This window comes from Sphingobium soli (genome assembly GCF_020782245.1).
In the GTDB taxonomy this organism is placed as follows: domain Bacteria; phylum Pseudomonadota; class Alphaproteobacteria; order Sphingomonadales; family Sphingomonadaceae; genus Sphingobium; species Sphingobium soli.
Genome location: NZ_JAJGNP010000001.1, coordinates 410467 through 436711, shown reverse-complemented (window position 1 = coordinate 436711; position 26245 = coordinate 410467). Strand labels below are relative to the sequence as shown.

General features: G+C 64.7%; 29 protein-coding genes. 11 read left to right on the top strand and 18 right to left on the bottom strand.

The window, feature by feature from the left end:
- Positions 1 to 68: 68 nt before the first annotated feature.
- Positions 69 to 1058 (bottom strand): esterase-like activity of phytase family protein, encoded by a 990-nt coding sequence (locus tag LL253_RS02080; protein ID WP_228226000.1) that lies wholly within the window; start codon positions 1056 to 1058, stop codon positions 69 to 71.
- Positions 1059 to 1249: 191 nt separating this feature from the next.
- Here LL253_RS02080 and LL253_RS02075 point away from each other — a divergent pair, with 191 nt between their 5' ends.
- Positions 1250 to 1678 (top strand): glycine zipper 2TM domain-containing protein, encoded by a 429-nt coding sequence (locus LL253_RS02075; RefSeq protein ID WP_228225999.1) that lies wholly within the window; start codon positions 1250 to 1252, stop codon positions 1676 to 1678.
- A gap of 46 nt (positions 1679 to 1724) precedes the next feature.
- Here the strand turns inward: LL253_RS02075 and LL253_RS02070 are convergent, their stop codons facing one another.
- Together LL253_RS02070 and LL253_RS02065 are read right to left on the bottom strand one after the other, a co-directional pair.
- Positions 1725 to 1961, bottom strand: coding sequence for a hypothetical protein (locus tag LL253_RS02070; protein ID WP_228225998.1), 237 nt, complete (start codon positions 1959 to 1961; stop codon positions 1725 to 1727).
- Between the two features lie 80 nt (positions 1962 to 2041).
- Positions 2042 to 2260, bottom strand: coding sequence for a hypothetical protein (locus LL253_RS02065; protein ID WP_009822591.1), 219 nt, complete (start codon positions 2258 to 2260; stop codon positions 2042 to 2044).
- 215 nt (positions 2261 to 2475) lie between these two features.
- Here LL253_RS02065 and LL253_RS02060 point away from each other — a divergent pair, with 215 nt between their 5' ends.
- The 4 genes from LL253_RS02060 to metH all read left to right on the top strand — a co-directional run bounded on the left by LL253_RS02060 (position 2476) and on the right by metH (position 8174).
- Positions 2476 to 3447 (top strand): ArsR/SmtB family transcription factor, encoded by a 972-nt coding sequence (locus tag LL253_RS02060; protein WP_009822590.1) that lies wholly within the window; start codon positions 2476 to 2478, stop codon positions 3445 to 3447.
- Positions 3444 to 4346: a methylenetetrahydrofolate reductase gene (metF, locus tag LL253_RS02055; RefSeq protein WP_228225997.1), complete on the top strand. Its 903-nt coding sequence runs from the start codon at positions 3444 to 3446 to the stop codon at positions 4344 to 4346. The genes LL253_RS02060 and metF overlap by 4 nt, the downstream gene beginning before the upstream one ends.
- 95 nt (positions 4347 to 4441) lie before the next feature.
- The gene (locus LL253_RS02050) at positions 4442 to 5488 is read left to right on the top strand and encodes a homocysteine S-methyltransferase family protein (RefSeq protein WP_228226100.1); all 1047 of its coding nucleotides are present in this window, start codon (positions 4442 to 4444) and stop codon (positions 5486 to 5488) included.
- A complete protein-coding gene (gene metH / locus LL253_RS02045; RefSeq protein ID WP_228226099.1) occupies positions 5475 to 8174 on the top strand; it encodes a methionine synthase in 2700 nt (899 codons plus the stop codon). The genes LL253_RS02050 and metH overlap by 14 nt, the downstream gene beginning before the upstream one ends.
- A 45-nt stretch (positions 8175 to 8219) precedes the next feature.
- Here metH and LL253_RS02040 read toward each other — a convergent pair whose 3' ends face one another.
- Entirely contained in the window at positions 8220 to 9608 is a 1389-nt protein-coding gene (locus LL253_RS02040; protein ID WP_228225996.1) for an OprO/OprP family phosphate-selective porin, read from the bottom strand.
- A 157-nt stretch (positions 9609 to 9765) separates the two neighbouring features.
- Here LL253_RS02040 and LL253_RS02035 point away from each other — a divergent pair, with 157 nt between their 5' ends.
- Positions 9766 to 11259, top strand: a complete 1494-nt coding sequence (locus tag LL253_RS02035; protein ID WP_228225995.1) for an ABC transporter substrate-binding protein — start codon at positions 9766 to 9768, stop codon at positions 11257 to 11259.
- Between the two features lie 21 nt (positions 11260 to 11280).
- Complete coding sequence (locus LL253_RS02030) at positions 11281 to 11703, top strand: DUF4112 domain-containing protein (RefSeq protein WP_009822584.1); 423 nt, start codon at positions 11281 to 11283, stop codon at positions 11701 to 11703.
- Here LL253_RS02030 and LL253_RS02025 read toward each other — a convergent pair whose 3' ends face one another.
- The 5 genes from LL253_RS02025 to LL253_RS02005 form a co-directional block, all read right to left on the bottom strand.
- Complete coding sequence (locus tag LL253_RS02025) at positions 11704 to 12531, bottom strand: ribonuclease T2 family protein (protein WP_228225994.1); 828 nt, start codon at positions 12529 to 12531, stop codon at positions 11704 to 11706.
- Positions 12524 to 13390: a carboxylating nicotinate-nucleotide diphosphorylase gene (nadC, locus tag LL253_RS02020; RefSeq protein WP_228225993.1), complete on the bottom strand. Its 867-nt coding sequence runs from the start codon at positions 13388 to 13390 to the stop codon at positions 12524 to 12526. Before nadC ends, LL253_RS02025 begins: the two co-directional genes overlap by 8 nt.
- Positions 13371 to 14690, bottom strand: a complete 1320-nt coding sequence (locus LL253_RS02015; protein ID WP_228225992.1) for a DUF2254 domain-containing protein — start codon at positions 14688 to 14690, stop codon at positions 13371 to 13373. The genes nadC and LL253_RS02015 overlap by 20 nt, the downstream gene beginning before the upstream one ends.
- 13 nt (positions 14691 to 14703) lie before the next feature.
- Positions 14704 to 15702, bottom strand: a complete 999-nt coding sequence (gene nadA / locus LL253_RS02010; RefSeq protein WP_228220629.1) for a quinolinate synthase NadA — start codon at positions 15700 to 15702, stop codon at positions 14704 to 14706.
- Between the two features lie 70 nt (positions 15703 to 15772).
- Entirely contained in the window at positions 15773 to 16471 is a 699-nt protein-coding gene (locus LL253_RS02005; protein ID WP_228225991.1) for a hypothetical protein, read from the bottom strand.
- Here LL253_RS02005 and LL253_RS02000 point away from each other — a divergent pair.
- On the top strand, positions 16470 to 16610 hold the full coding sequence (locus LL253_RS02000; protein WP_228225990.1) for a hypothetical protein: 141 nt from the start codon (positions 16470 to 16472) through the stop codon (positions 16608 to 16610). The genes LL253_RS02005 and LL253_RS02000 overlap by 2 nt on opposite strands.
- 13 nt (positions 16611 to 16623) lie before the next feature.
- On the opposite strand, the gene LL253_RS01995 is transcribed toward LL253_RS02000, so the two are convergent.
- The 3 genes from LL253_RS01995 to LL253_RS01985 form a co-directional block, all read right to left on the bottom strand.
- Complete coding sequence (locus tag LL253_RS01995; protein WP_228225989.1) at positions 16624 to 17334, bottom strand: DUF4230 domain-containing protein; 711 nt, start codon at positions 17332 to 17334, stop codon at positions 16624 to 16626.
- On the bottom strand, positions 17319 to 18197 hold the full coding sequence (locus LL253_RS01990) for an MBL fold metallo-hydrolase (protein ID WP_228225988.1): 879 nt from the start codon (positions 18195 to 18197) through the stop codon (positions 17319 to 17321). Before LL253_RS01990 ends, LL253_RS01995 begins: the two co-directional genes overlap by 16 nt.
- 68 nt (positions 18198 to 18265) lie before the next feature.
- Complete coding sequence (locus LL253_RS01985; RefSeq protein WP_228220633.1) at positions 18266 to 19099, bottom strand: TIGR00266 family protein; 834 nt, start codon at positions 19097 to 19099, stop codon at positions 18266 to 18268.
- 164 nt (positions 19100 to 19263) lie between these two features.
- On the opposite strand from LL253_RS01985, the gene LL253_RS01980 reads away from it, so the two are divergent.
- Together LL253_RS01980 and LL253_RS01975 are read left to right on the top strand one after the other, a co-directional pair.
- Positions 19264 to 20202, top strand: coding sequence for a right-handed parallel beta-helix repeat-containing protein (locus tag LL253_RS01980; RefSeq protein WP_228225987.1), 939 nt, complete (start codon positions 19264 to 19266; stop codon positions 20200 to 20202).
- A gap of 36 nt (positions 20203 to 20238) precedes the next feature.
- The gene (locus tag LL253_RS01975; RefSeq protein ID WP_228225986.1) at positions 20239 to 20433 is read left to right on the top strand and encodes a hypothetical protein; all 195 of its coding nucleotides are present in this window, start codon (positions 20239 to 20241) and stop codon (positions 20431 to 20433) included.
- Between the two features lie 4 nt (positions 20434 to 20437).
- On the opposite strand, the gene LL253_RS01970 is transcribed toward LL253_RS01975, so the two are convergent.
- The 5 genes from LL253_RS01970 to LL253_RS01950 all read right to left on the bottom strand — a co-directional run bounded on the left by LL253_RS01970 (position 20438) and on the right by LL253_RS01950 (position 23816).
- Entirely contained in the window at positions 20438 to 20791 is a 354-nt protein-coding gene (locus LL253_RS01970) for a YbaN family protein (protein WP_228225985.1), read from the bottom strand.
- Between the two features lie 7 nt (positions 20792 to 20798).
- Positions 20799 to 21197: an endonuclease domain-containing protein gene (locus tag LL253_RS01965; RefSeq protein ID WP_228225984.1), complete on the bottom strand. Its 399-nt coding sequence runs from the start codon at positions 21195 to 21197 to the stop codon at positions 20799 to 20801.
- 89 nt (positions 21198 to 21286) lie between these two features.
- The gene (locus tag LL253_RS01960; protein WP_228226098.1) at positions 21287 to 22591 is read right to left on the bottom strand and encodes a sensor histidine kinase; all 1305 of its coding nucleotides are present in this window, start codon (positions 22589 to 22591) and stop codon (positions 21287 to 21289) included.
- A gap of 175 nt (positions 22592 to 22766) precedes the next feature.
- Positions 22767 to 23432: a response regulator transcription factor gene (locus LL253_RS01955; protein ID WP_009822570.1), complete on the bottom strand. Its 666-nt coding sequence runs from the start codon at positions 23430 to 23432 to the stop codon at positions 22767 to 22769.
- 45 nt (positions 23433 to 23477) lie between these two features.
- Complete coding sequence (locus LL253_RS01950) at positions 23478 to 23816, bottom strand: hypothetical protein (protein WP_228225983.1); 339 nt, start codon at positions 23814 to 23816, stop codon at positions 23478 to 23480.
- Positions 23817 to 23889: 73 nt separating this feature from the next.
- On the opposite strand from LL253_RS01950, the gene LL253_RS01945 reads away from it, so the two are divergent.
- Positions 23890 to 25383 (top strand): DUF389 domain-containing protein, encoded by a 1494-nt coding sequence (locus LL253_RS01945; RefSeq protein WP_228225982.1) that lies wholly within the window; start codon positions 23890 to 23892, stop codon positions 25381 to 25383.
- A gap of 16 nt (positions 25384 to 25399) precedes the next feature.
- On the opposite strand, the gene LL253_RS01940 is transcribed toward LL253_RS01945, so the two are convergent.
- Positions 25400 to 26131 carry an SIMPL domain-containing protein gene (locus LL253_RS01940; protein WP_228225981.1) on the bottom strand — a complete coding sequence of 244 codons (732 nt, stop codon included), beginning with the start codon at positions 26129 to 26131 and terminating at the stop codon, positions 25400 to 25402.
- Positions 26132 to 26245: the final 114 nt, after the last annotated feature.

The following is a 26245-nucleotide window of genomic DNA, read 5'->3' as shown; positions in this document are numbered from 1 at the left end:
TCGTTTCGGTGAATGAGCGGCCTGGAAACAGGCCGCTTTTTTGCGTTGCCTTTTGCGGGGGCCAGCGGTCACATCGCGGGCAGCGCGAATTTCAGCAGCAGGGTGCGCTGGAAAAATTCGTGATTGTCGTCGGATATGATCCAGATGACGGGTCGTCCTTCTTCGCGCGTTACTGTCATACCCTCAAAATTGTCGGCCAGCAGCGGCGGCGCGAGCCGGGCGAGCGTGCGGCTTTTCAGGATCGTGCCCGCGGTCATGGCCGGGGGCAGGTCGACGATCGCGATCGTTGCTGTAAACAGGTCCTGCAACGTCAGGCGGCGATGAAGTACCAGCAGGTGATGTGCGTCCAGCGCGACTGCATCGGTCGGCCTATATCCCCGGGGCGGTGTGTAGCGCAGCGGGACGGGATCGCCGGTCGCGGCATCGGCCGGATCTCCGGGGAAGAGCAGCGCCTCGTGCCGTCCCTCCGCTGTCATCCCCATTTCGCCGATGGCGATGAAGCGTCCGCCGGGCAACCGGGCAAGCGATTCGATCGATCCGGTCTTGGGCCATGCGGCGATCTGCGGCCAGGTTCGGCACGCTTCCACCCGCGCGAAACCGGGGCCGTAACGGCAGATGGACTGTTGAAGCTCGAAGCCTACCCAATATCGGTCGGTGGCTGGGTCATGCGTCAGCGACTCTGAATCCCACGCCCACCATGGGCGATGCCGGTCCTGCGGACGAATGGGCAGGGGGGCGATAAAGGGACGGCGCAGATGCGGCCCGTCGCCGACATGAAACCCCATCAAAATGCCCGAATCGCTTAGCGCCAGCATTTCCCCGGGGCCTGCCGCCAGCAGCGCGGAGATGCCGCCGAAGCCCGGATTGGCGCTCTGCAATTCCCACCCGCCGAGATATGTGAGCGCGCCGATGCTGCGCCGTGCCGGATCGGCGGGGTCGAGCGGCAGTGCTCGCGCGCTGACCAGCAATGTGCCGGCGCGCACGGCCTCGGGCTTTCCGGGGTGCGGCGCGGGCAATAACAATATCGCCAGCGTCAGGACGATCAGGATTCGGGTCATCGCCGCCCCGCTTAGGACAATATGCGGCAGGACGCAGCAAAGCAGTGACGGGCCGCCATCAGGTGAACGCCGCCTGACAGCATCATTCAGCGATGGCTCAAGCCCGATAAGGCATAAAGGCATTCATCAATGGCGAATCCCGTCTTCGCGCTTCGCCGATGAAAGTCAGTTTTTCTGGAGGAGCAACCACCATGAAGATGAAGTTTCTTGTAAATATGGGAGCCGCTCTTGCGATGGGCGCAGCCTCCCTTGCTGTCACCGCCACGCCCGCCATGGCCCGCGATCATTATCGCGGCTATGATCGTGGCGATCATTATCGTGGATATAACCGGGGCTATCGCGGCTATCGCGGCTATCGCGGCGACCATCATCGTGGCTATCGCGGCGAACGCTATTATCGCAACACCTACCGTGGTTATCGCGGTGGCTACCGCGGCGGTTATCGTTGCCGCGACAATGGCACGGGCGGCACCATCATCGGTGCGATCGCCGGTGGCCTGCTCGGTAATGAGGTCGGTCGCAATTCAGGTCGTTACGGCCGTGGCGACGGCACCGCCGGCGCGATCATCGGCGCAGGCGTCGGCGCTCTGGCCGGGCGCGCGATCGATCGCAACTGCTAAATCGCATCGTCTGGATGCACATAGGGCCGTCCCGCTGGGGCGGCCCTTATCGTGTCGTTTCGCCCGCTGGCGCAGCGCCACGCTGACGGTCGGCCGCCATCCGCGCAGCGGGATTAAGCCCTGACGCCCCATCCTCCGTCACGCCGACGCGTGCGTCCAGCGTGGCGGCCGCTTCATTGAGGGCGCCCGCTTCGCTGGCGCTCACGCCGCCCACGCCGTCGCTATCTGACGATCCGCAGGCATTCAGCAGCGCCAGAACGACCAGGCCCGACAGATACCGCATCGGCACTCTCCCAACAGAAAAGGGGTCGCCCCGTTTGCCGGAGCGACCCCTTTCGCAAAATCTTCCCTGGTCAGGGACAATTACATCGCGTTCGCAACGTTGTTCGTCGCGTTGGACGCGGCATTGGCGGCGTCGTCAGCGGCGTTCATCGCAGCGTTCATGGCGTTGTCGGCAGCGTTCGACGCATTCTCGGCAGCATTGGCAGCCATGTTGGCCGCATTGTCTTCATGGTTGCCACTGCAGGCAGCCAGGCCGAGCGAAGCGGCGAGAACGAGCGAAAGAGCAATCGACTTGGTCATGGGCAACAACCCCTCTCTGAGAAAAAAAAGATGCAGACCACTCTCGGAGAAAAGCTCACCCCCCATTGCGCCTGCGCCGCGATTCGTAATGCCTTGATCAAGGCAAGGCAATCCCATTCGTCGCAAAGCAAGGCTTTGTGGGGGTCGTTACGCTTGGTTCGTCGCAGAATTGACGGGCATTGACGTATATAAAGATTTCTTTATATGACGTCTTCATGCACTCCGCTCTCGACATTTTCCGGGCGCTTGGCGACCCGACGCGACTGCGGATCGTGCATCTTTTGCGCGCAATGGAACTGGCTGTGGGCGAAATCGCCCAGGTCGTCGGGCAAAGCCAGCCCCGCGTCTCGCGCCATGTGCGCATCCTTGCCGAAGCGGGCCTTGTCGAACGGCGCAAGGAGGGCAACTGGGTGTTCCTTCGCCTGGCACGCGGGCAGGGGATCGCGCCTTTCCTCACGTTGTTCGATCGGCTCGAACCTTCGCAGTCTGAAGTGCTGTGGCAGGCGGCCGATCTGGCCCGCTTGTCGGCGGTCCGGGCCGAACGGGCGCGCGCGGCCGAAGCCTATTTCGCCGATCATGCCAATGAATGGGACGCGATCCGCTCGCTCCATGTGCCCGAAGCGCAGGTGGAAGCCGCGATGACCGCGCTGCTGGCGCGCGAACCGATCGGCCATATGCTCGACATTGGCACTGGCACTGGCCGGATGATCGAATTGTTCGGCTGCGACGCGCGCCAGGTTACCGCGCTTGACCGCAGCCCCGACATGCTACGCCTCGCCCGCGCCAAGCTGCCGCAGGATGCGGGCGACAAATATGCGCTGCTGCTGGGCGATTTCCTGTCCCTGCCGATGGAATCGGGCAGCATCGACACGGTGCTGTGCCATCAGGTACTCCATTATGCGCAGGCGCCCGAAAGCGTCATTGCCGAAGCGGCGCGCGTGACCGCGCGGAACGGCCGCGTATTGATCGCTGATTTCGCCCCGCATCAGCGGGAAGAACTGCGCATGCGCGACCAGCATGCGCGGCTTGGCTTTGCCGATGCCCAGATCGAAGGCTGGTTCGCGGATGCGGGCCTGGTTCTCGAACAGGTCGAAAGCCTGCCGGGGCAGGAATTGACGGTGCAACTCTGGCTGGGGCGGCGCAAAGGCGCTGACGTCCTGCCGCTCGAACGACGGATATCCGCATGACCATTGATGATCGCGTACCTCTTTATGCGGATCTGGCTGGCGACGCGCGCGTCAGCTTCGAATTTTTTCCGCCTAAGACCGAAAAGATGGAGGCGCAGCTCTGGTCGGCGATCGAAACGCTCGCGCCGCTTGCGCCTCGTTTCGTGTCGGTCACCTATGGCGCGGGCGGTTCGACGCGCGAGCGCACGCACAATACGGTCGCTCGCATAGCGCGGGAAACCCCGCTTGCCGCCGCCGCGCACCTCACCTGCGTCGCTGCCAGCACGGACGAGATTGACGAGATTGCCGACGCCTATTGGCAGGCCGGCGTGCGCCACATCGTCGCGCTACGCGGCGATCCGCCTGAGCAGGGTGGACGGTTCGAAGCGCATCCCGATGGCTATGCCGGCGCGGCCGATCTGGTCGAAGGGCTGATGAAGCGCCACCCGTTCGAAATTTCCGTGTCCGCCTATCCCGAGGTTCATCCCGACGCCCGTGATCCGCAAAGCGATCTCGACAATCTCAAGCGCAAGCTTGACGCAGGGGCGACCCGAGCCATCACGCAATTCTTCTTTGAGGCCGACACCTATTTCCGCTTCATGGACAAGGTGCGTGCCGCCGGCATCGATGCGGAAATCGTGCCCGGCATCATGCCGGTCGGCAATTTCGCCGCGGTTCAGCGCATGGCGGCGATGTGCAACACCGATGTCCCGGCCTGGATGGGGCGCCTGTTCGAAGGTCTGGACGACCACCCCGCCGCTCGCCAGCTTATATCCGCGACGCTCGCGGCCGAACTCTGCCGCAAACTCTATGAAGGGGGCGTGCGCGACTTTCATTTCTACACGCTCAACCGGGCGGAACATAGCTATGCGATCTGCCATCTGCTGGGTTTAAGGCCCAGGGTGACGGTGGAAGCCTGACACGCAATCAACCCCCTCCGTTCGGTTCGAGCTTGTCGAGAACCATCACGCGCGGGGTTCTCGACAAGCTCGAACCGAACGGGGAGAGGGAGCAAATGACCGCCGAACAGAAATTCCGCCAACTGGCTGCCGAAAAGATCCTGATCTTTGACGGCGGCTATGGCACGTCGATCCAGAAACATGGCCTGACCGAAGCCGATTATCGCGGCGACCTCGACCTGGTGAAGGATCAGAAGGGCAATAACGACCTGCTCTGTCTGACCCGCCCCGACATTGTAGAGGGCATCCACACGGCCTATCTCGACGCTGGCGCGGACATGGTCGAAACCAACACGTTTAGTTCGACCAAGATCGCCATGGCCGATTATGGCTGCGAACATCTGGTCTGGGACATTAATCTCGCGGCGGCCAGGCTGGCCCGCTCGGCGTGCGAGAAGGCAAGCGCGAAGGACGGCAAGCCGCGCTTCGTCTGCGGTTCGATCGGGCCGACCAACAAGACGCTCTCCATCTCGCCCGACGTCAACGACCCCGCCTATCGTGAGGTCGACTATGATACGCTCAAGGCCGATTATCGCGAGCAATGCGACGCGTTGATCGCGGGCGGGGTGGATTTCCTGCTGGTTGAAACCTGTTTTGATACGCTCAATGCCAAGGCTGCGGGCATGGCCGCGCGCGAAGCGGAAGCGGCGGCCGGACGCTCCGTGCCGCTGATGCTCAGCTTCACCATCACCGACATGTCGGGCCGCAACCTGTCGGGCCACACGATCAACGCCTTCTGGTATTCGTTGCGCCATTTGAAGCCGCTCACTATAGGGGTGAACTGCGCCTTCGGTGCGGATCTGCTGCGGCCTTACCTCAGCGAACTGTCGAAAAATGCCGACACGCTGATCCTGGCCTATCCCAATGCCGGACTGCCCAACGAACTGGGCCAATATGACGAATTGCCCGAAACCACCGCGAAGCTGATCCGCGACTGGGTGGATGAAGGCCTCGTCAACATGGTCGGCGGCTGCTGTGGCACGACGCCTGCGCATATTGGCGCGGTGGCGAAGGCGCTGGCCGGTCACAAGCCGCGTCTGGTGCCCGATCTGCCGGTCGTGACGCGGCTCGCGGGCCTCGAACCCATGCATATCGCGGCCTGAAACCCACATCCGTTCGGTTCGAGCTTGTCGAGAACCGGGCGCGGATGCTTCTCGACTTCGCTCGAAGCGAACGGATATTGATAAGATGACCACCCAATCCACCGCCAACTTCGTCAACATCGGCGAACGCACCAACGTCACCGGTTCCGCCAAATTCAAGAAGCTGATCATGGCCGGCGATTATGCCGCCGCCATCGACATCGCGCGCGATCAGGTCGAAAACGGCGCGCAGATCGTCGACGTGAACATGGACGAAGGGCTGCTCGACGCGGTCGAGGCGATGACCACCTTCCTCAAGCTGATGACTGCCGAACCGGACATCAGCCGCGTCCCCGTCATGATCGACAGTTCCAAATGGGAGGTGATCGAGGCTGGGCTCAAATGCGTCAGCGGCAAGCCGGTGGTGAACTCGATCAGCATGAAGGAGGGCGAGGAAGCGTTCCTTCACCATGCGAAGCTTTGCATGGCCTATGGCGCCGCCGTGGTGGTCATGGCCTTCGACGAAACCGGGCAGGCCGACACGAAAGAGCGCAAGGTCGAGATTTGCGAGCGCGCCTACAAGCTGCTGATGACCATCGGCTTCCCGCCGGAAGACATCATCTTCGATCCCAATATCTTCGCGGTCGCCACCGGCATCGAGGAGCATAATAATTACGGCGTCGACTTCATTGAGGCGTGCAAGGAGATCAAGGCCCGCTGCCCGCATGTCCATATTTCGGGTGGCCTGTCGAACTTCTCCTTCTCCTTCCGGGGCAACGAGCCGGTACGCCGGGCGATGCACAGCGTCTTCCTCTACCACGCCATTCCGGCGGGGCTGGACATGGCGATCGTCAATGCGGGGCAGCTCGACGTCTATGACGCGATCGACCCGGCGCTGCGCAAGGCGTGCGAGGACGTCCTCCTCAACACCGACCCCGAAGCGGGCGACCGCCTCGTCGCGCTCGCCGAATCCTTCAAGGGCAAGGATGCCGCGTCGGAGAAAGCTGCGCAGGAATGGCGTGGCTGGCCGGTCGCCAAGCGGCTGGAACATGCTCTGGTCAAGGGCATCGACATGTATGTGGTCGAGGATACGGAGGAAGCCCGCCTGGCCGCCGCCCGGCCCATTGAAGTGATCGAAGGCCCGCTGATGGACGGCATGAATGTCGTGGGCGACCTGTTCGGCGCGGGCAAGATGTTCCTGCCCCAGGTCGTCAAGTCCGCCCGCGTCATGAAGAAGGCGGTCGCGCATCTGCTGCCCTATATCGAGGCGGCGAAGGAGCCGGGCGCGAAGGGCAAGGGCAAGATCGTCATGGCCACGGTCAAGGGCGACGTCCACGACATCGGCAAGAATATCGTCGGCGTCGTGCTCCAGTGCAACGGCTTCGACGTCATCGACATGGGCGTGATGGTGCCCTGGCAGGACATTCTCAAGGCCGCGAACGAGAATGACGCCGACATGATCGGCCTGTCGGGCCTCATCACCCCTTCGCTCGACGAGATGGTGACGGTGGCGGCCGAAATGCAGCGCGCCAACATGACGATGCCGTTGCTGATCGGCGGCGCGACCACATCCAAGGTCCACACCGCGCTGCGCATCGATCCAGCCTTCACTGGCCCGGTCGTCCATGTGCTCGACGCCAGCCGCGCCGTCGGCGTCGCGACCGCATTGGTGTCGGACACGCAAAAGACCGATTTCGTTGCCAGGACGAAGGCCGATTATGATCATGTCCGCAAGGCGCGGGAAGGGAAGGGGCAAAGCCAGCTTCTCTCGATCGAGGACGCGCGCGCCAACGGGTTCGAGATGGACGAGGCTTTGAAAGCCCCGCGTCCGCGCCTGCCCGGCGTGCATCGCTTTCCCGACTGGGATTTGAAGGATCTGGTCCAATATATCGACTGGACCCCTTTCTTCCGCGCATGGGAACTGGCGGGCAATTATCCCGCGATTCTGGACGACGAGATTGTCGGCGAAAGCGCGCGCAGCCTGTTTGCCGACGCGCAGAAGATGCTGGACCGGATCGTCAGTGAAAAATGGCTGACCGCGCGCGGCGTATGTGGCCTGTGGCCCTGCCGCCGGGTGGGCGACGACATCGTCGTGCATGTGGAGGATGAACGCCATGTCCGCCTCCCCATGCTGCGGCAGCAGATCGCCAAGCGCGAAGGGCGGGCCAATATGTGCCTGGCCGACTTCATCAGTCCCCATGGCGACTGGATGGGCGGCTTTGCCGTGTCGATACACGGCATCGAACCGCATCTTGCCCGCTTCAAGGCGGCGATCGATGACTATTCGGACATTCTTCTGAAAGCGCTGGCCGATCGTCTGGCCGAAGCCTTTGCCGAGCGATTGCACCATTATGTCCGCACCGCGCTTTGGGGCTATGCCGAAGGGGAGCAGCTGACCAACGAGGCGCTGATCAAGGAGCAATATCGCGGCATCCGCCCTGCGCCCGGCTATCCCGCCTGCCCGGAACATAGCCTCAAACCCCTGCTGTTCGACATGCTCGACGCGCATCACGCCACCGGGGTTTCGCTGACCGAAAGCTTCGCCATGCTGCCGACGGCGGCGGTCAGCGGCTTCTATTTCGGCCACGATCAGGCCGAATATTTCGGCGTCGCCCGCGTCGGCCGCGATCAGCTGGAGGATTATGCCGCGCGGCGCGGCATCGACCTGGAAACGGCCGAGCGTTATTTGCGCCCCAATCTCGACTGAGGCGGACTTCCAGGGCGACGCGTCATCGCGCGTCGCCCGCCCCGGTCAGAAATCCAATTCGGCGCGCCAGCCAATGACATCGACGCTGTAGTCCCGGTCGTCCCCGGCCAATATCGCCGCGTCGCCAAAGCGCAGATGGGCGTAATTTACGTTGAAGCGCAGGAAGTCGACCGGCGTCCACACCATCGCGGCGATCACCGCCTTTTGCGTGCCGCCCACGATCCCCTTGTCATTCAAGTCCAGATAATCGTAGCGCAGCGTCGCCTGCAACGCGCCCCATCCGCCGCTGCCGACCGGGCTGTCAGGCGTCACCGTGCCGAAAATGCCGTTCTTATACCCCCGCTGTTCGCCGGTGAGCACATAGCCGACTTCGCCATAGCCGCCGAAAAAGAGCGGATCGGCAACGCCAGCTTGCGACACCCGCAACCAATGCGCCTCGCTTGCCCACCAGAAGGGGCCGCGTTCGCCCGCAAATTCCAGCCCATAATGGCTTTCGCTTTTCCCGACGATCTGCGGCGTCGCCAGGAAGCGGCTGTTGGCGGAATGGAGATAGGCGCGCTGGCGATAGCGTTGGCCGACCGACGAGAGCCGCTGGAAATCGCGCCAATGGCCCGACGCCGCGACATGCAATTGCGTGTCGCCCCATTTGGGTGCCAGCACGATGCGCCCGTCGAGGGAGTAGCTGTTATTCTCGTCCCCGCCATCGGCGCCGTCCGCATCATTGGTCAGCGAATCGGCACTGTCGGAAAACAGGCCCGCCTGCGCCAGCACTATGCCCTTGCGATATTGCACGGACAGCCCCAGCCGCCGCTCGAAATTGAAGGCGTCGGTAAAGGCCGCGCGCTCCATCACCGCGCCGCCGGTATCGCTGATCAGTTCGTCCAGCGACTGGAAGCCATTATGATTGCCCAGCGTCACCAGCCACGGGCCCTTTTCATAAGTGATGAAGGAATCGACCAGATCGACGCTGTTGTCGGACAGTTCCAGTTCCAGCTTGTAGCCAAAGCCGCCGCCGATCCTGCCTTCGCCGCCTAGCCGCAGTCGCCGCAATTCGTTGGAATAGCCCCGCGCCCGGTCCGCGACGCTGTCAGGCGTCATCAGCAGTCCGGCGTCATATTGGATGCGACCCTTGGGGTGGAAGGTCATCTCTCCCTGGGAAAAGACCGGGCCTCCCTTCCAGCGAACCGCCGTGGGCGTTTGGGCTGGCGGGGCGGGCTCGGTGGCGGCCGCCAGTGGTGGCGGGGCAGGGGTGCCGCCCTGCGTCGCGGCCATCACAGCCGCCGAATCACCACCGCCGATGCGCGCTTCCAGCCGGTTTATCTGGGCCTTGAGCGCGGCGATTTCGGCCCGCAACGCCGCGGCCTCCTGCTGGCTGATCGCCTGCGCCGCGGCAGGGACGTGCGCCGTTGTCAGGATCAGCGCGATCGCGGTCATCGGTTTCAAAGCTGGCATGGACACGCCCTTTCTCTGGGCGGAGCCAATATGAACTATTTATTGCATATAAGGGTCTTTAATATTGCTAAAATATGACAGTGGTTCAGATGGAACCGGGGTTGGTGATTGGGCGTCCATTCGCTACTCCTGCCGACCCATGCGCATCGCCTTTTCCCTCCCGCGCGCCCTGCGCCTCGCAATGCCGCCGCTTGGCGCGATGCTGCTCGGGCTGTCGGCCTGTTCGAAAGAAGATAGCGGACTGATCGTCGTCAGTGTCGTTGGCGATCGGGACGACCTGAAAAAGCCATTGCAGCAATTGCCGGACCCGGCCGCAAAGCTGTTGCTGGAAAGCACGGCGCAGGGCCTTGTCGCTTTCGATGCGCGCGGGGACATCGTGCCGGGGCTCGCCCAGCGCTGGATCGTCGAGGATGATGGACGCAGCTACATCTTCCGACTGCGGCGCGCATTCTGGGCTGATGGGTCGCGCGTCACCGCCACCGCAGTCGCGCGGATGCTGATGGCGCGCATCACCAGCCTGCGCCAGCTTGACCCCGATGGCCCGCTCGATGCGGTTCAGGCGGTCGTGCCCATGACAGGTGAGGTCATCGAAATCCGCATGGTCGCCGCGCGCCCCTATATGCTCCAGATGCTGGCGCAGCCGCAAATGGGTATCCTGTCGCGCGATGGCGGCACCGGGCCTTACCGGGCGCGGCGGCAGGGCGGCGCGTTGATGCTGACGCCGGTGGACCGGTCGACGGGCGACGATGACGCAGAGGAAGAACCGATTCCGCCCTCGATGCTGCGCGTCCTGCGTGCCGAGCGGGCGGCGCTGGGCATCGTGCGTTTTCGCGAAGGACTCTCGGCGCTCATGTTGGGCGGTCGGTTCGCGGACGTGCCGCTGCTCGTGCCCGCCGGCATAGACCGGGACGCGGTGCGGATTGATCCGGTGCAGGGCCTGCTCGGCCTTGCCGTGGTCGGCACCGGCGCGATGCTGGACGATGACAATGTCCGCGCCGCGATCAACATGGCGATCGACCGCAGTCAGTTGCCCAATCTCTTCCCGCTCGGCGGCTGGACCACGACCGATCGCATTGTCCCGTCCGACCTCGACCTTGGCCGCGCCCCGACCGCGCCGGTCTGGGCCAGCCAGTCTATGGACGATCGCCGGGCGCGGGCGAGCGCGACCATCACGCGCTGGCGCGCCGATCATGAGGATGTGCCCGCGCTGCGCATCGCCCTGCCCGAAGGCCCCGGGGCGACATTGCTGTTCGGGATGCTGCGCCGGGACCTGGGGGCGATCGGCCTTGCCGCCGAACGAGTCGCCATGACCGATCCGGCCGACCTGCGCCTGATCGACGAAGTCGCACCCTATGACAGCGCGCTATGGTATCTCGGCCGTGTCGGCTGCGCGCGCAAAGTGCATTGCAACCCCGCCGCCGACGCCGCGATGCAGTCGGCCAGCCTTGCCAGCACTACGGAGGAGCGGCTGGCCCGCATCGCCGAAGCCGAAGCGCTGATTCAGGCGCATAATGGCTATATCGCGCTCGGCGCGCCGGTGCGCTGGTCGCTCGTATCGCGCCGCCTCGGCGGCTTCATGCCTTCGCAGCGCGCGCGCCACCCATTGAACCATCTCCTCGCCTCCCCCAATTAGAGAAGGTGGAGGAGACAATTGATGGCGTTATCGCAGGACCAGTTCGACCATATCGTGCGGGACATGCCGGGCTTTGGCCGGGATCCGGCCTCGGTCCGCCGCCGGATCGAGGCGATGGAGGCGATGCTGGAGGGGCTGTTCGTGATCCCCGGCACCAACCGCCGCGTCGGGCTGGACAGTTTGGTCGGCCTGGTGCCCGTGGTGGGTGACATCGCCACCGCCGCGATGGGGGCGTGGATCGTGTGGGAAGCGCGCAGCCTTGGCATGTCGAAATGGCATCTAACGCGCATGGCCGCCAATGTCGGGATCGACACGCTGGTCGGCGCAATCCCGTTCGCCGGCGATATCTTCGACTTTCTCTACAAGTCCAACACCAAGAATCTGCGCATCATCCGCAAGCATCTGGACCGCCATCATCCCGCGACGGCGGTGATCGACCAGTAATCAGTCCTTTTTGCCATCCTTGGCGAGCGGCTGCACCTTGGGGTCAAGGTCGAGGATAAGGCCGGGCTTGCGGGCGGGGGCCAAGCCGGATGCGCCGCGCCGCGCTGGCCGGGCGACAGGGATGCTTGGCCCCGGCTCGATCCGCAAATAGCTGGGTCCCGGCGCCCCGCCCTGATGCGCCGGACAGCGCGTATATTCCATCGCCCGGTCCATGCAGATCCACACTTCGCTCAGCCAGTTGCCGCGCACCGTGGTGACGCGCAGCATCTCCGGCTCCAGCCGCTTGTTCGCGGCGGCGAAGGCGGCGGCGAACTGCGCGACCGTCAGCGTCTTGCGCTGGGCGAGCGCGGCCATGTCGGGATAGCGCAGCGACTGGTAGAAGGCGCGCGACAGGTTGAAATACAGCTCCGGCTTGGTCGTCATGCAGGTGCCATGTTTGGCCCATTCATGCTGGATCAATTGCACTGAGGGCGTCGCGCAGAGATTGTCCCGCACCACATCGCGCGGCACCAGGTCGGCCGGCCGGCAATATTGTGGCCATTCCTTGCCAACGCCATCGGGCCACAGGCCATGCAGGGTGAAGCCGAATTTGCCGTTGCGCCCGCCGCATTGCAGGCTGCCCCGATCCCGCGCGGTCGAACAATATTGTGGCGTCCAGCTGATCGCCAGCGTGTAGCTGCCGATCGGCAGCACGCGCTTGGGCTCCTTGGCGGTCGGCCCTTCGGCCTTGGGCCGGGGCAGGGTGGCGGGCATCCGGCATTGCGCCGACTGGGCCAGCGCCGCCGAAGGCGCGAGCATGAGCAGTAGGGCAAGGATCAGCCTAGGCATAGTCGAAATCCAGTCCGATGTCTGCCGCCGGCGCCGACTGGGTCAGCCGCCCGACGCTGATATAAGTAACGCCCGTCTCCGCCTTGGCGCGGATCGTGTCCAGCGTCACGCCGCCCGACGCTTCGGTCGGCACCCGGCCGCCCACCAGCGTCACCGCTCCGCGCAGTACGGGCGCGGCCATATTGTCGAGCAGCAGATGCGTGGCGCCGGCGCTCAGCGCCGGTTCGATCTGGTCGATCCGGTCGACTTCGACGATGATGCGCTCCACCCCGGCGGTGACGGCGCGACGCACCGCTTCCTCCACCGACCCGGCGACCGCGACATGATTGTCCTTGATCATCGCCGCGTCCCACAGGCCCATGCGGTGATTGGTCGCGCCGCCCATCCGCGTCGCATATTTCTCCAGGACGCGCAGCCCCGGAATCGTCTTGCGCGTGTCGAGCAAGGTCGCGCCCGTTCCCATGATCGCATCGACATAGGCGCGGGTCATCGTCGCGATCCCGGTCAGATGCTGCACCGTGTTGAGCGCCGACCGCTCGGCCGTCAGCATCGCGCGCGCCTTGCCACGGATGCGCATCAGGTCAGTGCCCGCCGCGACCCGGTCGCCGTCCCGGTGCAGCATCTCGATCTTCACCTGCGGGTCGAGCGCGCGGAAGAAGGCGACCGCGATCGGCAGGCCCGCCAGCGTCACTGCGTCGCGGCTGTCCATCACGCCGTCGAACATGGCCTCGGCGGGGATCACCGCCTCGCTGGTGACGTCCCGGCCATCGGGGCCAAGGTCTTCGGCCAGGGTGGCGGCGACGAAGGCGTCAAGGTCGAAGCCGGGAAGCGCGAATGCGTCAGGAAGAAAGCCGTTCATGGGTGCCGTCTTTCATGGCTGCCAGGAAATCGCAATAGCGCGCCTCCACTTCATCGAGCGACGGCCCGGCCAGCTCCAGCCGCGCCTGCGCCATCAGCAATGCGCCCTCCTCGCGCAGTCGCGCGCGCCGACCGGTCAGGCTGATGGTCGATCCTGCGCCCAGCAAACAATCGAGGAACTGCGCCGCCGCGATCGGGCTGGTCGCCGCCGCCGCGCGGATGCCGCCAAAGCCGCGCCGCACGAAATGATCGAAATCATCGTTCATGGGCACGATCCGGTTCCAGTCATAATCGCCCCGGTCCGGCCCGCCCCTCAAGTCCCGTGCCCCGATCTGCGCTGTCGCCGCCCCCAGCCAGTGCAGCGCGGTGACGGCGGTGAAGGGATCATTGATGCCTGGCGACAGCGCCCGCAGCGCGATTTCCACCAGTTCATCGATCAGGAATTCGATATCCTGCGAGGGCGATCGCATCGCCCCCAGCGAGAAACAGCCGCGCAGCCGGTCGGCCATCGCCGCATCCGTCTCCGCGCCCACGACCGCCAGCAGCACCACGTCGGGATGGACGAAATCGCCCGGCCGCAGCCGCAACTCGATCCGACATTCCACATCCCGCGCGATCCGGTCCAGCCCGGCAAAATCGATGATCTGGATATAGCCCGTGCCGGTCGCCGCCACCGGCGCCCCCTGCGGCGGCTGATCCTGCTGCTCGGCGGCGCACTCTTTGGGAAAGCGATCGCGCACGCTGCGAAGCAGTCGCTCGCCAATCCCTTCCAGCACGGCGTTGATGCGGATGGAGGCGGGAACATGGTTCAGGAAATAGACCAGCACCACGATGGAGGCCGCCATCAGGCCAGTGGCGATCAGCAGCGACAGCTGCGGCACAAAGCCGGGGTCGCCCGCCGTTTCATAGGCGTCGCGCACCACGCGCAGCACCAGCACCGAATAGACGAACGTGGCGATGAAGGTCGCAAGCGACAGCTGGTTGCCGCGATCCTCCATGAAATTGGCGAGCAGGCGCGGGCCATAGCTGCCCGACGCATAGACGACCGCGGCGATGGTGATCGAAAACACGGTCGACGCGACGCCGATCATCGACCCGGATATGACGTTCAGGACGTTGCGCGCGCCTTCGGGCCGGGCTTCGTCCACCCATTCATGGCTGGTCAGCCATTGCGCCGCGCCATGGCGGTCCAGCCAGACGGTCAGGATCGCCAACAGCGCCGCGCTGGTGGTAAACAGCGCGGGATAGAACCAGTAGCTGGCCCGCGTCCCCTGCCACAGCGCGCGCAGCCGTGCGATCATCGCGGATCAGGCCTCAGCCACGCGGGCCGACATCGCCTTGGCCCACCGTGCCGCTCGCCATGTCCAGCATCCGGTCCAGGCTTTTTTTCGCCTGCAACCGCAATGTCTCGTCCATTTCGATGCGTGGCTGCAAGTCGCGCAGGGCCAGATACAGCTTCTCCATCGTATTGAGCGCCATATAGGGGCAGATATTGCAGTTGCAGTTGCCGTCCGCGCCCGGTGCGCCGATGAAGTTCTTGTCCGGCACCGCCTTTTCCATCTGGTGGATGATATGCGGTTCGGTCGCGACGATCAGCGTGTCGCCCGGCATCGTCTTGGCGAAATCCAGGATGCCGCTGGTGGATCCGACATAATCGGCATGGTCGACGATATAGGGCGGGCATTCTGGATGCGCGGCGATGGGCGCGTCGGGGTGCTGCGCCTTGAGCTTGAGCAATTCGGTTTCGCTGAACGCCTCATGCACGATGCACACGCCCGGCCACAGCAGCATGTCGCGGCCCAGCTTGCGCTTCAAATATCCGCCCAGATGCTTGTCCGGGCCAAAGATGATCTTCTGATCGGCCGGGATCTGCGCCAGTATCTTTTCGGCGGAGGACGACGTCACGATGATGTCGGACAGCGCCTTCACCTCGGCCGAACAGTTGATGTAGCTCAGCGCAATATGATCGGGATGCGCCTCGCGGAACGCCTTGAACTGGGCAGGGGGGCAGCTGTCCTCCAGGCTGCATCCCGCGTCCATGTCCGGCAGCACGACGATCTTGTCCGGGGACAGAATTTTCGCCGTTTCCGCCATGAAGCGCACGCCGCAAAAGGCGATGACATCCGCGTCCGTCTCCGCCGCCTTGCGCGACAACTCTAGCGAATCCCCGACGAAATCGGACAGGTCCTGAATCTCGGGCGACTGGTAGTAATGTCCCAGGATGACGGCGTTGCGCTCCTTGCGCAGCCGGTCGATTTCCGCGCGCAGGTCCAGTCCCTGCAATGATCCGCCTATGCCGCCGCGTGCGTCCACCCTGTCATCTCCGTCTAAAGCATTTGGACGGGCAGATAAGCGGGCAAGCGCGGAGGATCAAGGACGGCGATCAGGGATGCCGGGGCCAGTCGGCGTATAAAGGCCGCGCCGCGCCCGGCGTCCCTGCGGTCACGGCGTCGCCGATCGCCCGGCCGATGGGGCTGAAGGCTATGACCTCCGCAACGATCTGCGTGCCAAAGAGGAGGGCAAGGCCCCAAATATAGGCAGGATGGATCACGCCGACCCGCCCTTTGTCCCGCCACATCCCTGCAATGATGAACAGCGCAGGAAAGACCACCGCGGAAATCACCCAGGCCATCGGCATCATGAGCGGTAGAGGCAATAGTCGGCCGAACCCCGGCCCCGTGATCGACGCCATCGCGCACAGCATCAGCCGGCTGTGCCAGTCGGTACGGCGCCGCATGCGGATCGCCCACAGGACGATCGCGGCAAAGGTAAGGATGCCGATCGGATTGCCGATCAGAAATTCGTCACGGGCAAAGAAGAAGGGGCCGCCATATGCGCGAATGACGTGAATCGTGATCGCCATCCCCAGCACGACCATCGCAGGCACCCAGGCCAGGGCCAGCCAGCCCAATTGCTTGTGAAGCCTGGTCGATCCGGTCGCCACCAATCCCGTCTGAAGCAGGTAGAGCACAACCCAGCCGAAAAAGGCGACGGCATGGACATGATACAGGATCGGCGACGCGAAGCTGGATCGTTGGAACAGGATGTTGGTGGAAAAACCCGCGACCAGCACGAAAGCCATGATGCAGGCGCTGATGAAGAAAAAACGATGCTCTCGCTTTAAAACGGTTGCAGCCGATACTGTCTTCGTCGCCATGATGCCCCCACACATGCCTGACGGACGTGATGATATCATTGCCGAGGGGGATCGGTCAATTTGACCCGATCATCGTCCTATCGATTCCGGGCCAGCACCTCGTTGATCGGCGTGGTAACGTCCCATCGCTCGCGATTGTCGCCCTTTCTTTCGGGCGGGAAGGTGACGATCACGCGCGCATCGCCATAGCCCATGGCAGCGAGCGGCGCGCCCATCAGCTTGGCGAGCGCGGTGCGCCCATATTCGCGCGCCTGCGCCATGCGTTCGGGCGACCGCGCCGACGCTTTCGCCCGCGCTTCGGCATGGGCCGACGCCCGGCGGCTGAGCGCCTCGCCCGCCTCGCGCGTAACGAACAGGCCGCTGGTGCGCACCAGCGTGCGGCGCGCCTCGTCCAGATTGGGCGTGTCGGCCTTCACATCGGGCGCGTTGACGATCAGCGTGCGGCGTTGCTCGTCCCATTCCAGGTCATTGGCGGACAGGCCCGACAGGTCGACGAAATAATCCACCGTATAGGGCATCTTCACCACCTGATCGGACTTCAGCCAGCCAAAGCCGCGCACATCGCGCGCGGTGCTCTGGATCGTGCCATTGAGGCGCGACACGCGCAGGCTGCTGCTGCCGGCGATCCGCTCGGCGATGATCTTCGTCACCGCCGATCCGTCATCCTCGACGCTCACCACATAGTCGCGATTATAGCGTTGCCAGCCCACCAGCATCGCCGCCCCCACGATCAGGATCAGCAACGCAGCGGCGACCGGCCCGACATAGGCTTTCAGGTCGCGCGCCACAGCCCGTCCTCCGCCGGATGGGCCAGCCCCCGGCCATTGAGGTCGATCAGATGCGCCAGCACCGACCGGCCCGCCGCGCCATAAAGCCGCGGGTCGACGCCCTTGTACATCTCCGCGACCATGTCGGGGATAGCGCTGTCGCCATGGCGCGCCAGGAACCGCAAAATCTGGCCCTCGCGCTGCTTGCGGTGCCCCATCATGCCGCGCACCAACCGCTGCGGGTTTTCAACCGGATCGCCATGGGCGGGGTAGTAGATCCCGTCGTCCCGCTCGGCCAGACGCTGCATCGACCGCATATAGGCGGTCATGTCGCCATCGGGGGGCGAAATCACGCTGGTCGACCAGCCCATGACATGATCGCCGGTGAACAGCGCCTTTTCTTCGCGCAGAGCAAAGCACAGATGATTGGACGTGTGGCCCGGAGTCGCCACCGCTTCCAGCGTCCAGCCCGGCCCTTCGACAGTCTCGCCATCTGCCAGCACCTTATCGGGCCGATAGTCTGCGTCGAACGCTGCATCCGCGCGTGGTCCGTCATCCTCCAGCGTCAGTGGCGCGCAGCCGATGACCGGCGCGCCTGTCGCCGCACTCAATGGCCGCGCGCCGGGACTATGGTCGCGATGGGTATGGGTGCACAGGATCGCGACGACCGGCCGCCCGCCAATCGCCCGCGTGATCGCGGACAGATGATCGGGCTGGTCCGGCCCCGGATCGATCACCGCCACCGCCTCGCCGCCCACGACATAGGTCTGCGTACCGGTATAGGTGAAGGGCGAAGGGTTGGGCGCCAGCACGCGGCGCACCAGCGGCGACAGCGTCATCATGATGCCGGTCGGCAGGTCGGCCGGATCGAAAGGGGATGCCATATGTCCCATGTGCCTCTTTCGCCCCGAATTTCAAGAGCGCCTGTCCTTCCCCACTGTCAGTGCCCGCGTCAGCGATTGCCCCCGATCAGGTCGCCAAATTCGCCCAGCACCGAACCTTCGCCCCTGTTTTGCCCGCCACGGCTGCCGGCTGCCGCCAGCATTCGTCCCGCAAGGCGCGAAAAGGGCAGGGACTGGATCCACACATGGCCCGGCCCGCGCAACCGCGCGAAGAACGCGCCTTCGCCGCCGAAGATCATGGATTTGACGCCGCCCGCCGCCACCAGATCGAAATCGACGCCGGGCGTCATTGCCGCCAGGCAGCCGGTGTCCACATGCAGTTCCTCGCCCGGCGCCAGTTCCTTTTCAACCAGCGTGCCGCCCATCTGCACGAACACCCATCCATCGCCCGACAGCCGCTGCATGATGAAGCCTTCGCCGCCGAACAGCCCGGTCATGATCCGCTTCTGGAAATGCACGCCGATCGCCACGCCCTTGGCGGCGGCCAGGAAACTGTCCTTCTGGCAAATCAGCGCGCCGCCATATTGGTCCAGCTTGAGCGGCAGGATGGATCCCGGCGTGGGCGATGCAAAGGCGACCCGCGCCTTGCCGTGGCCCTGATGGGTGAAGACCGTGGTGAACAGGCTCTCGCCCGTCACCAGCCGCTTGCCCGCACCCAGCAGCTTGCCCATGAAACCGCCATCCGCGCCGCCGCTGCCGTCGCCGAACACCGTGGTCATGCTGATCGCGCCGTCCTTCCACACCATTGCGCCCGCTTCGGCGACCGCGCTTTCGCCCGGATCCAGTTCGATCTCCAGAAACTGCAATTCCTGGCCCTTGATTTCGAAATCAATGTCATCGGACAGGCTGGCGCTGCGATGATGGCTCCAGGGGGAATTGGGCATGGACATGCACTCCTGCGGATCAAAGGATGCCCCTCCTTACCGGATCGCGTCATGCCCGAAAACCGTTCACTCTTGCCCATGCGCCTGTGCCATTTCAGGCCAGTGCGTCGCTGGGTGTTCGCGCGCGCTTGGCGGCACGCCTGCAAGCCTCTATGCAGCGCGCCATGCGCATCCTGTCCACAGCCCTGCTCCTGTCCGTCGCCGTCGCCGCGACCGCGCTCGCACAGGGCCAGTCCGCGCCTTTCACACTCAGCGACTCGGGGCGTGGCTATGCCACCCTGTCCGAGGCCCTGAACGCGATCGGCGACGGGCAGGGCACCATCATCGTCGCACCCGGCACCTATCGCCAATGCGCGGTGCAGCAGGCCGGCGTCGTCACCGTTCGCGCCGCAAAGCCCGGCACCGCGATCTTCGACGGCGTGCCGTGCGAAGGCAAGGGCGCGCTCGTCGCGCGCGGCCGCGCCACCACCGTCGATGGCATCGTCTTCCAGAATATTCGCGTGCCCGACGGCAATGGCGCTGGCATCCGCCTCGAAAAGGGCGACCTCACCGTCACCAACAGCCTGTTTCGCAATAGCGAGGAAGGCATTTTGACCGGCGACTATGCCGGCGGCCGCGTCAGCATCGACAAGTCCACTTTCCGCAAGCTCGGCCGGTGCGACCGCGATCTCGATTGCGCCCATGGCATCTATATCGGCCGCCTCGCCAGCCTCTCCGTCACCAACAGCCGCTTCGATGAAGGCAATGGCGGTCATTATCTTAAAACCCGCACGCCGCGCGTTACCATCACCGGCAACAGTTTCGACGACAGCGCCGGGCACCTGACCAATTACATGATCGACCTGTCCAATGGCGCGACCGGCACGATCAGCGGCAATGAAATGGTGCAGGGCAAGGACAAGGACAACTGGTCCGCCTTCATCACCGTCGCGCCCGAAGGCCGCGAGAACAGCAGCGCGGGCCTTGTCGTCGACGGCAATCGCGCTGGCTTCGTGCCGGGGCTGGAGCGCGGCTCTACCTTCGTCGCCAACTTCACCGACGATGCCGTGCGCATCGGCCGCAACCAGCTTGCGCCCTCGATGAAGGTCAGTGACCGGCGCTGACTTGCGCCGTCGTCGCTCTGGCGCGATAAGCCGCTGATGCGCACCACCTATGACGGCGCGACCGTGCGCCTCTATCATCTGGGCGATGACGGCGGCGTCACCACCTTGCTCTATGGCCCCTTGACCGAAGCGCTGCACGTCGCCGACCAACAGCCTGCCGAGATGCAGGACGGCCTCTTCATCGCCACCGACAATGACGTCGTCGCCTATCTCGACCTGATCGCGGAATAGCGCGTCACGCTTCGGGCCGCGTCCAGATCCAGCTCCCGCTGATCAGCGCGGCGGCGACCGGGATCAGGAACCAGGGCCAGGGCGACAGGATCAGCGCCAGCGCGATGCTGAACCCGAACGCCGCCACCGCCGCGACCTTGCCCCGCCGGCTGATTGCCCCATGTTCGCGCCAGCGGCGGATATGCGGACCGAACTGCCTATGATTGAGCAGCTTGGCCTCCAGCCGCGGACTTGATCGTGCAAAGCAGAAGGCGGCCAGGATCATGAACGGCACCGTCGGCAACAGCGGCAGAAACGCCCCGATCGCGCCCAAACCGATCGAAAGAAACCCCGCGATAAGATAGAGATGCCGCCGCATGGGATTTTTATGGGGCCTTCCTTCTCCCCTCCCTGGAAGGGATGGGCTGGGGGTGGGTGCCGCCGAGGCACTCGGCGGTCGCATTGAGAATCACCGTCAAAACGCCTTCCAGATTGCTGAACACCTCGCCATTCCAGAAACGTAGCACGGTCCAGCCTCTATCCTTCAGAAAAGCGGTGCGCACCGCATCGTAAACCACTGTATCCTGATGCTGTGCGCCGTCGAACTCCAGCGCCAGTTTGGCAGATCGACACGCGATGTCGACGATGTAAGGGCCGATGACCAGTTGGCGTGTGAACCGCGGGCGATAACGGGACAAGCGCCGCCAGACCATGCGTTCGGCCTCCATCGCCTCATTGCGTAAAACTCGGGCGTGGCGGGTCATATGATCAGGAACGCGACGCATCTTTCAGGATGGCCGCGCGTGTCTGGCGCCTCCACCCACCCCCGGCCCCTCCCTTTCAGGGAGGGGAGGACGGTTGTTGCTCATCCGCATCACGCCGCGGGCAGCCGCAACCGCACCAGCAGCCCGCCCAGATCCTCGCTTTCCTCCAGCGCGACGGCGCCGCCGTAAATCTCTGCCACATCGCGCACGATGGCCAGGCCAAGGCCGGTCCCGGGCTTCCCCGAATCGAGCCGCACGCCCCGGTCGAAGATGCGCACCCGTTCCTCTTCGGGAATGCCCATGCCGTCATCCTCGACCGCTATCTCGATCATGCCGGCCGCGCGGCCCACCGTCGCGAACACGCTGCCGCCGCCATATTTCGCGGCATTCTCGATCAGGTTGCCCAGCATCTCGTCCAGGTCCTGCCGTTCCACCCGGACTGCGGCCGTCTTGTCGCCGTCCATGTCGATCCGCGCGTCGGGATAGAGGCGCTGGACGGCGCGCTCCACCGCGCCCAGGCTTTTCCACACATCCGCCCGGCTCTGCGCCGCGCCGCGCCGGCCGACCGCGCGGGCGCGGGCCAGATGATGATCGACCTGCCGCCGCATCGTCGTCGCCTCGCGGATCACCGCGTCGTCAAGGTCCGGCGCCTTGGCGGTCGCTGCGTTCATGATGACGGTCAGCGGCGTCTTGAGCGCGTGGGCCAGGTTGCCGGCATGAGTGCGCGCTTCTTCCGCCTGCCGCTCATTATGGGCAAGGAGGGCGTTCAATTCCTCCACCATCGGCAATACTTCGGCCGGCATCGGTTCTGTCACCCGGCTTTTCTCGCCCGCCCGCATCCGGATGATTTCCAGCCGGACCTTGCGCAGCGGGCGCAGACCGTAGATCGTCTGCAACGTCGCCAGCACGAACAGCCCGAGCGCTAGCAGCGCGAAACTCTTGAACAGGGTGGATCGCAATGTCTTGATCTGCGCGTCCAGTCCCGACCGCGCCTGCGCCACCATGAACAACCAGTGCGTGTCCGATCCGGGCAGCACCACCGTGCGCTCCATGATGCGCAAGTCCTCGCCGGGGAACTGCTTGCTGTTATAGACGTGCAGCTGGCGATCATTATGTTCGGCCGGCGCCTTGAGCGCCCGGTCCCACAAGGACCGCGACCGCCAATCCTCACGCCCCTTGGCACTGATCTGGTAATAGAGCCCGCTATTGGGCTCCAGGAATCGCTGGTCGGCCAGTTCCCGGTTGAACAGCACCTCGCCGTCCGGGCCGATTTCCGATGCGGCGATCATCGCGGTCAGCACATAATTCATGCCGTCGTCGAAATTGCGCGTGATCGCGTCCGACAGCACGCGGTCCAGCGCCACGCCGCCGCCGATCAGCAGCACACTGATCCACAGTGCGGCAATGCCGATCATGCGCCGGCTGATGGAGCCGGTCGACCGGACGGGGGGAGGGGCTGTCGCGTCGGTCACTATCTACCGTTCGGTTCGAGCAGCTTCGAGCGAAGCCGAAAAGCGCCCGTCGAGAACAAGAGCGCCAGGACCTGTTCTCGACAAGCTCGAACCGAACGGGCTGGAGCGGCGGTGATTTTTACCGCCCCGGCTCGTCCAGGCTGTACCCCAGACCCCGGATGGTGGTGATGACGTCGGCGCCCAGCTTCTTGCGGATGCGCGTCACAAACACTTCGATCGTATTGGAATCGCGGTCGAAATCCTGATCGTAGATATGCTCGATCAGCTCGGTGCGGCTCACCACCTTGCCCTTGTGGTGGAGGAGGTAGCTCAGCAGCTTATATTCCTGCGCCGTCAGCTTTACCGGATCGCCCTTCAGCGTCACCTTGCCCGACCGCGTGTCCAGCCGCACGTCGCCCGCCGTCAGTTCGCTCGACGCATTGCCCGACGCCCGGCGGATAAGCGCGCGCAGCCGGGCGATCAGTTCCTCGCTCTGGAAGGGCTTGGCCAGATAATCGTCCGCTCCCGCGTCCAGCCCCGCGACCTTGTCGGACCAGCTGTCGCGCGCGGTCAGCACAAGCACCGGGAAGGTCTTGCCTTCCTTGCGCCACCGGTCGAGCACGGTCAGCCCGTCGATCGTGGGCAGGCCCAGGTCCAGCACGACCGCGTCATAGCTTTCGGTCGATCCCAGGAAATGCCCATCCTCGCCATCCGTCGCCAGATCGACGGCATAGCCCGCGCCTTCCAGCGTGGTTCTGAGCTGATGGCCCAGGCTCGGTTCATCCTCGACGATCAGCAGGCGCATGGGCGTGTATTTCCGTTTCTGTTATAACCAGGGTGCAGCGCGGGGTCAGCGCGCCATCGCGATAATATCGCCCGTCCGGCCGTCGGCATCAACCCACATGACCTTGCCGTTCTTCACATATTTGAGGCGATAGCGGTTGGATGACGGATTGAACTCGCTCCCGACATAGGTCGCGCCCCCCACCGCGGCGTCGACGCGGCGCTTGATCATGGAAAAGGGCATGACATGCCCGTCCAGCATCGCGCGGCGGGCGGCATCCTGTTCGTCCCGGCGTCCGCCCGCGTCGGCGGCGGGGATCGTCACAATGGCGGCCACCAGCATGCCGGTGCCGGCTGTCAGGCTTTTCCACTTCATCGTCATGGGCATGCCATAGGTGCGGTCCATTGAACAGGTGGTGAATGATGGCTGCGCGGAGGTGGCTGGAAAGCCGCGCCATGCTCGATTATGGCCTTGTCTCATGATGATGCAGGACGAAAGGCCCGTCGCCGATCCGCCACTCTGGCGCGCCGTGCCCCGCTGGTGGCGCGGCCATGTGATCCGCGAAATCGACCATCAGGCGGTGGTGGACCGGGTGCGCGAGGATGACGGGTGGAGCCCGCGCTACGCGTTCATGATCCTCATGTCGGCGGGCATCGCGGTGCTGGGGCTGCTGCTCTCCTCGCCGGCCGTCGTCATCGGCGCGATGCTCATTTCACCGTTGATGGGGCCGATCGTGGGCCTTGGCTTCGCGCTCGCCACCGTCGATTCGCGCGAAATTCGCCGTACCCTCTTCACGCTCGCAGTCGGCGCGCTCATCGCCATCCTTTTCACCGCCTTCATCGTTCTTCTCTCCCCGCTTCAGACGGTGACGACCGAAATCGCCGCGCGCACCCGGCCCAACCTGTTCGACCTCATGGTCGCGCTCTTTTCCGCGCTCGCCGGCGCCTATGCGATGATCCGGGGCAAGGCGGGGACGATCGTCGGCGTCGCCATCGCCACCGCGTTGATGCCGCCGCTCGCAACCGTCGGCTTTGGTGTCGCGACGCTCAACGCCACCGTGGCGGGCGGCGCGTTTCTGCTCTTCTTCACCAACTTCGTGACGATTGCACTGGCGGCGGGCATCATGGCGCGGCTCTATGGCTTTGGCCGGGAACTCTCGCCCCGGCAAAGCTGGATGCAAAGCGTCTTCATCGGCGTGATCTTCTTCGCGCTCGCGGTGCCGCTCGGCCTGTCGCTGCGCCAGATCGCCTGGGAATCCAATGCCGCTCGCGAAGCGCGCGACGTCATCCGCCGCGAATTTGCCGATGACGCCCGTATCTCGCAGCTCGACATAGATTTCGACGCCCGGCCGCTGTCCGTTACCGCCAGCGTCCTGACCAGCCGCTATGAACGCAACGCGACCTCGCGCGCCAGCCGGGTGCTCAGCGACATGCTGGGCCAGCCGGTCGCGCTCGACATCGAACAGATTCGCGTTGGCGAAGGGACCGACACCGAAAACGCCCAGCTGCTCGCCGTCCAGACCGCGCGGCGCGAAGTGCAGGGCCAGGTCGATCGCCTGACCGACCGGCTTGCGCTCATCGCCGGGGTCGATCCCGACGCCGTCACCATCGACACCGGGCGCAAGCGGGCGCTGGTGCGCGCGCGGCCACTCCCTGAAGCGGGCCTTGCCACCTACCGCGTGCTCGAACAGCGCGCCGCCGCCATGGCGCCGGGCTGGACGATAGAGGTCGAACCGCCCGTGCTGCCGCTGCCTAGCATCGCGCTCAACGAAGATGGCGCGCCGGCCAATGCCGAAACGCTGGCGCTCGCTTTATGGGCCGCGCAGCGTATCGGCCTGCCGATAGACATGGCCATAGGCGGCGATGATCATGCCGCCCTGACGCAACCCTTCGCCGATCGCGGCATTGATGTGCGCCTGACCCAAGGCGCCAGCGCGGACCGGGCGGCCCTGCGCTGGCGCATCGCGGAATGACGGCGGGTTCAGCGCGTCATTTGTCCAGCGCATATTGGACGGTCAGCGTCACGGACGCGCTAACCTGTCCCGGCTCCACCGGCGTCACCGGCGCGGCATCAGCCTTGAACCGGGCACTCTGCATCATCGGCATGGGCGGCTGCCCGCCGTTGTTGCTCTCGCTGATCGACACCAGCCGCGCGGAACGATAGCCAGCCGCCTGCGCATAATAATCCGCCTGCGCCTTCGCGCTCTTGAGCGCTGCTCCGCGCGCCTGCACCAGCATGGGCGAAGGGTCGTCGATCGAGAAGTTCGGCCCGCTGATATTGGTCGCGCCCGCCGCCACCATGGCGTCCAGCGATGCGCCCACGCGCTTGATGTCACGCAGCTTTACCGTCAGCTGGTTCGACGCCTCATAACCGATGAAGCGCGGTCCCTGCGGCTGGCCATCCTGATTATTATAATCATATTGCGCGCTCAGATTGATGCCGCTGGTCTGGATATCCTTCTTGGCGATCCCGGCCTTGGCCAGCGCCGCGATCAGCTTTTCCGTTTGCGCGGCATTTTGTTGCATCGCCGCCTGCGCGGTCGGCGCGCGAGTCTGGACGCCGGTGCCCACGGTCGCGATATCGGGCGCGGCTTCGACGCTTTCGGTGACGTTCAGCGTCACGACCGGCGCGGTCTCCGCGATGGTGACGCTGGTCTGCGCGAAGCCGGCTGCGGGAATCGCGGCGGCGCCAAGCGCCATCAGGGCGAGGGCGGATTTCATCTATGGGTCTCCTCTGCAGAAATCGCTGCATCCGCAATTGGCGGGGATGCGATGAACGGACGCTGTGCAGCGTTGAAAGCCGTGCGACAGCTTTCCGGTTCCCCACTTGCCCTG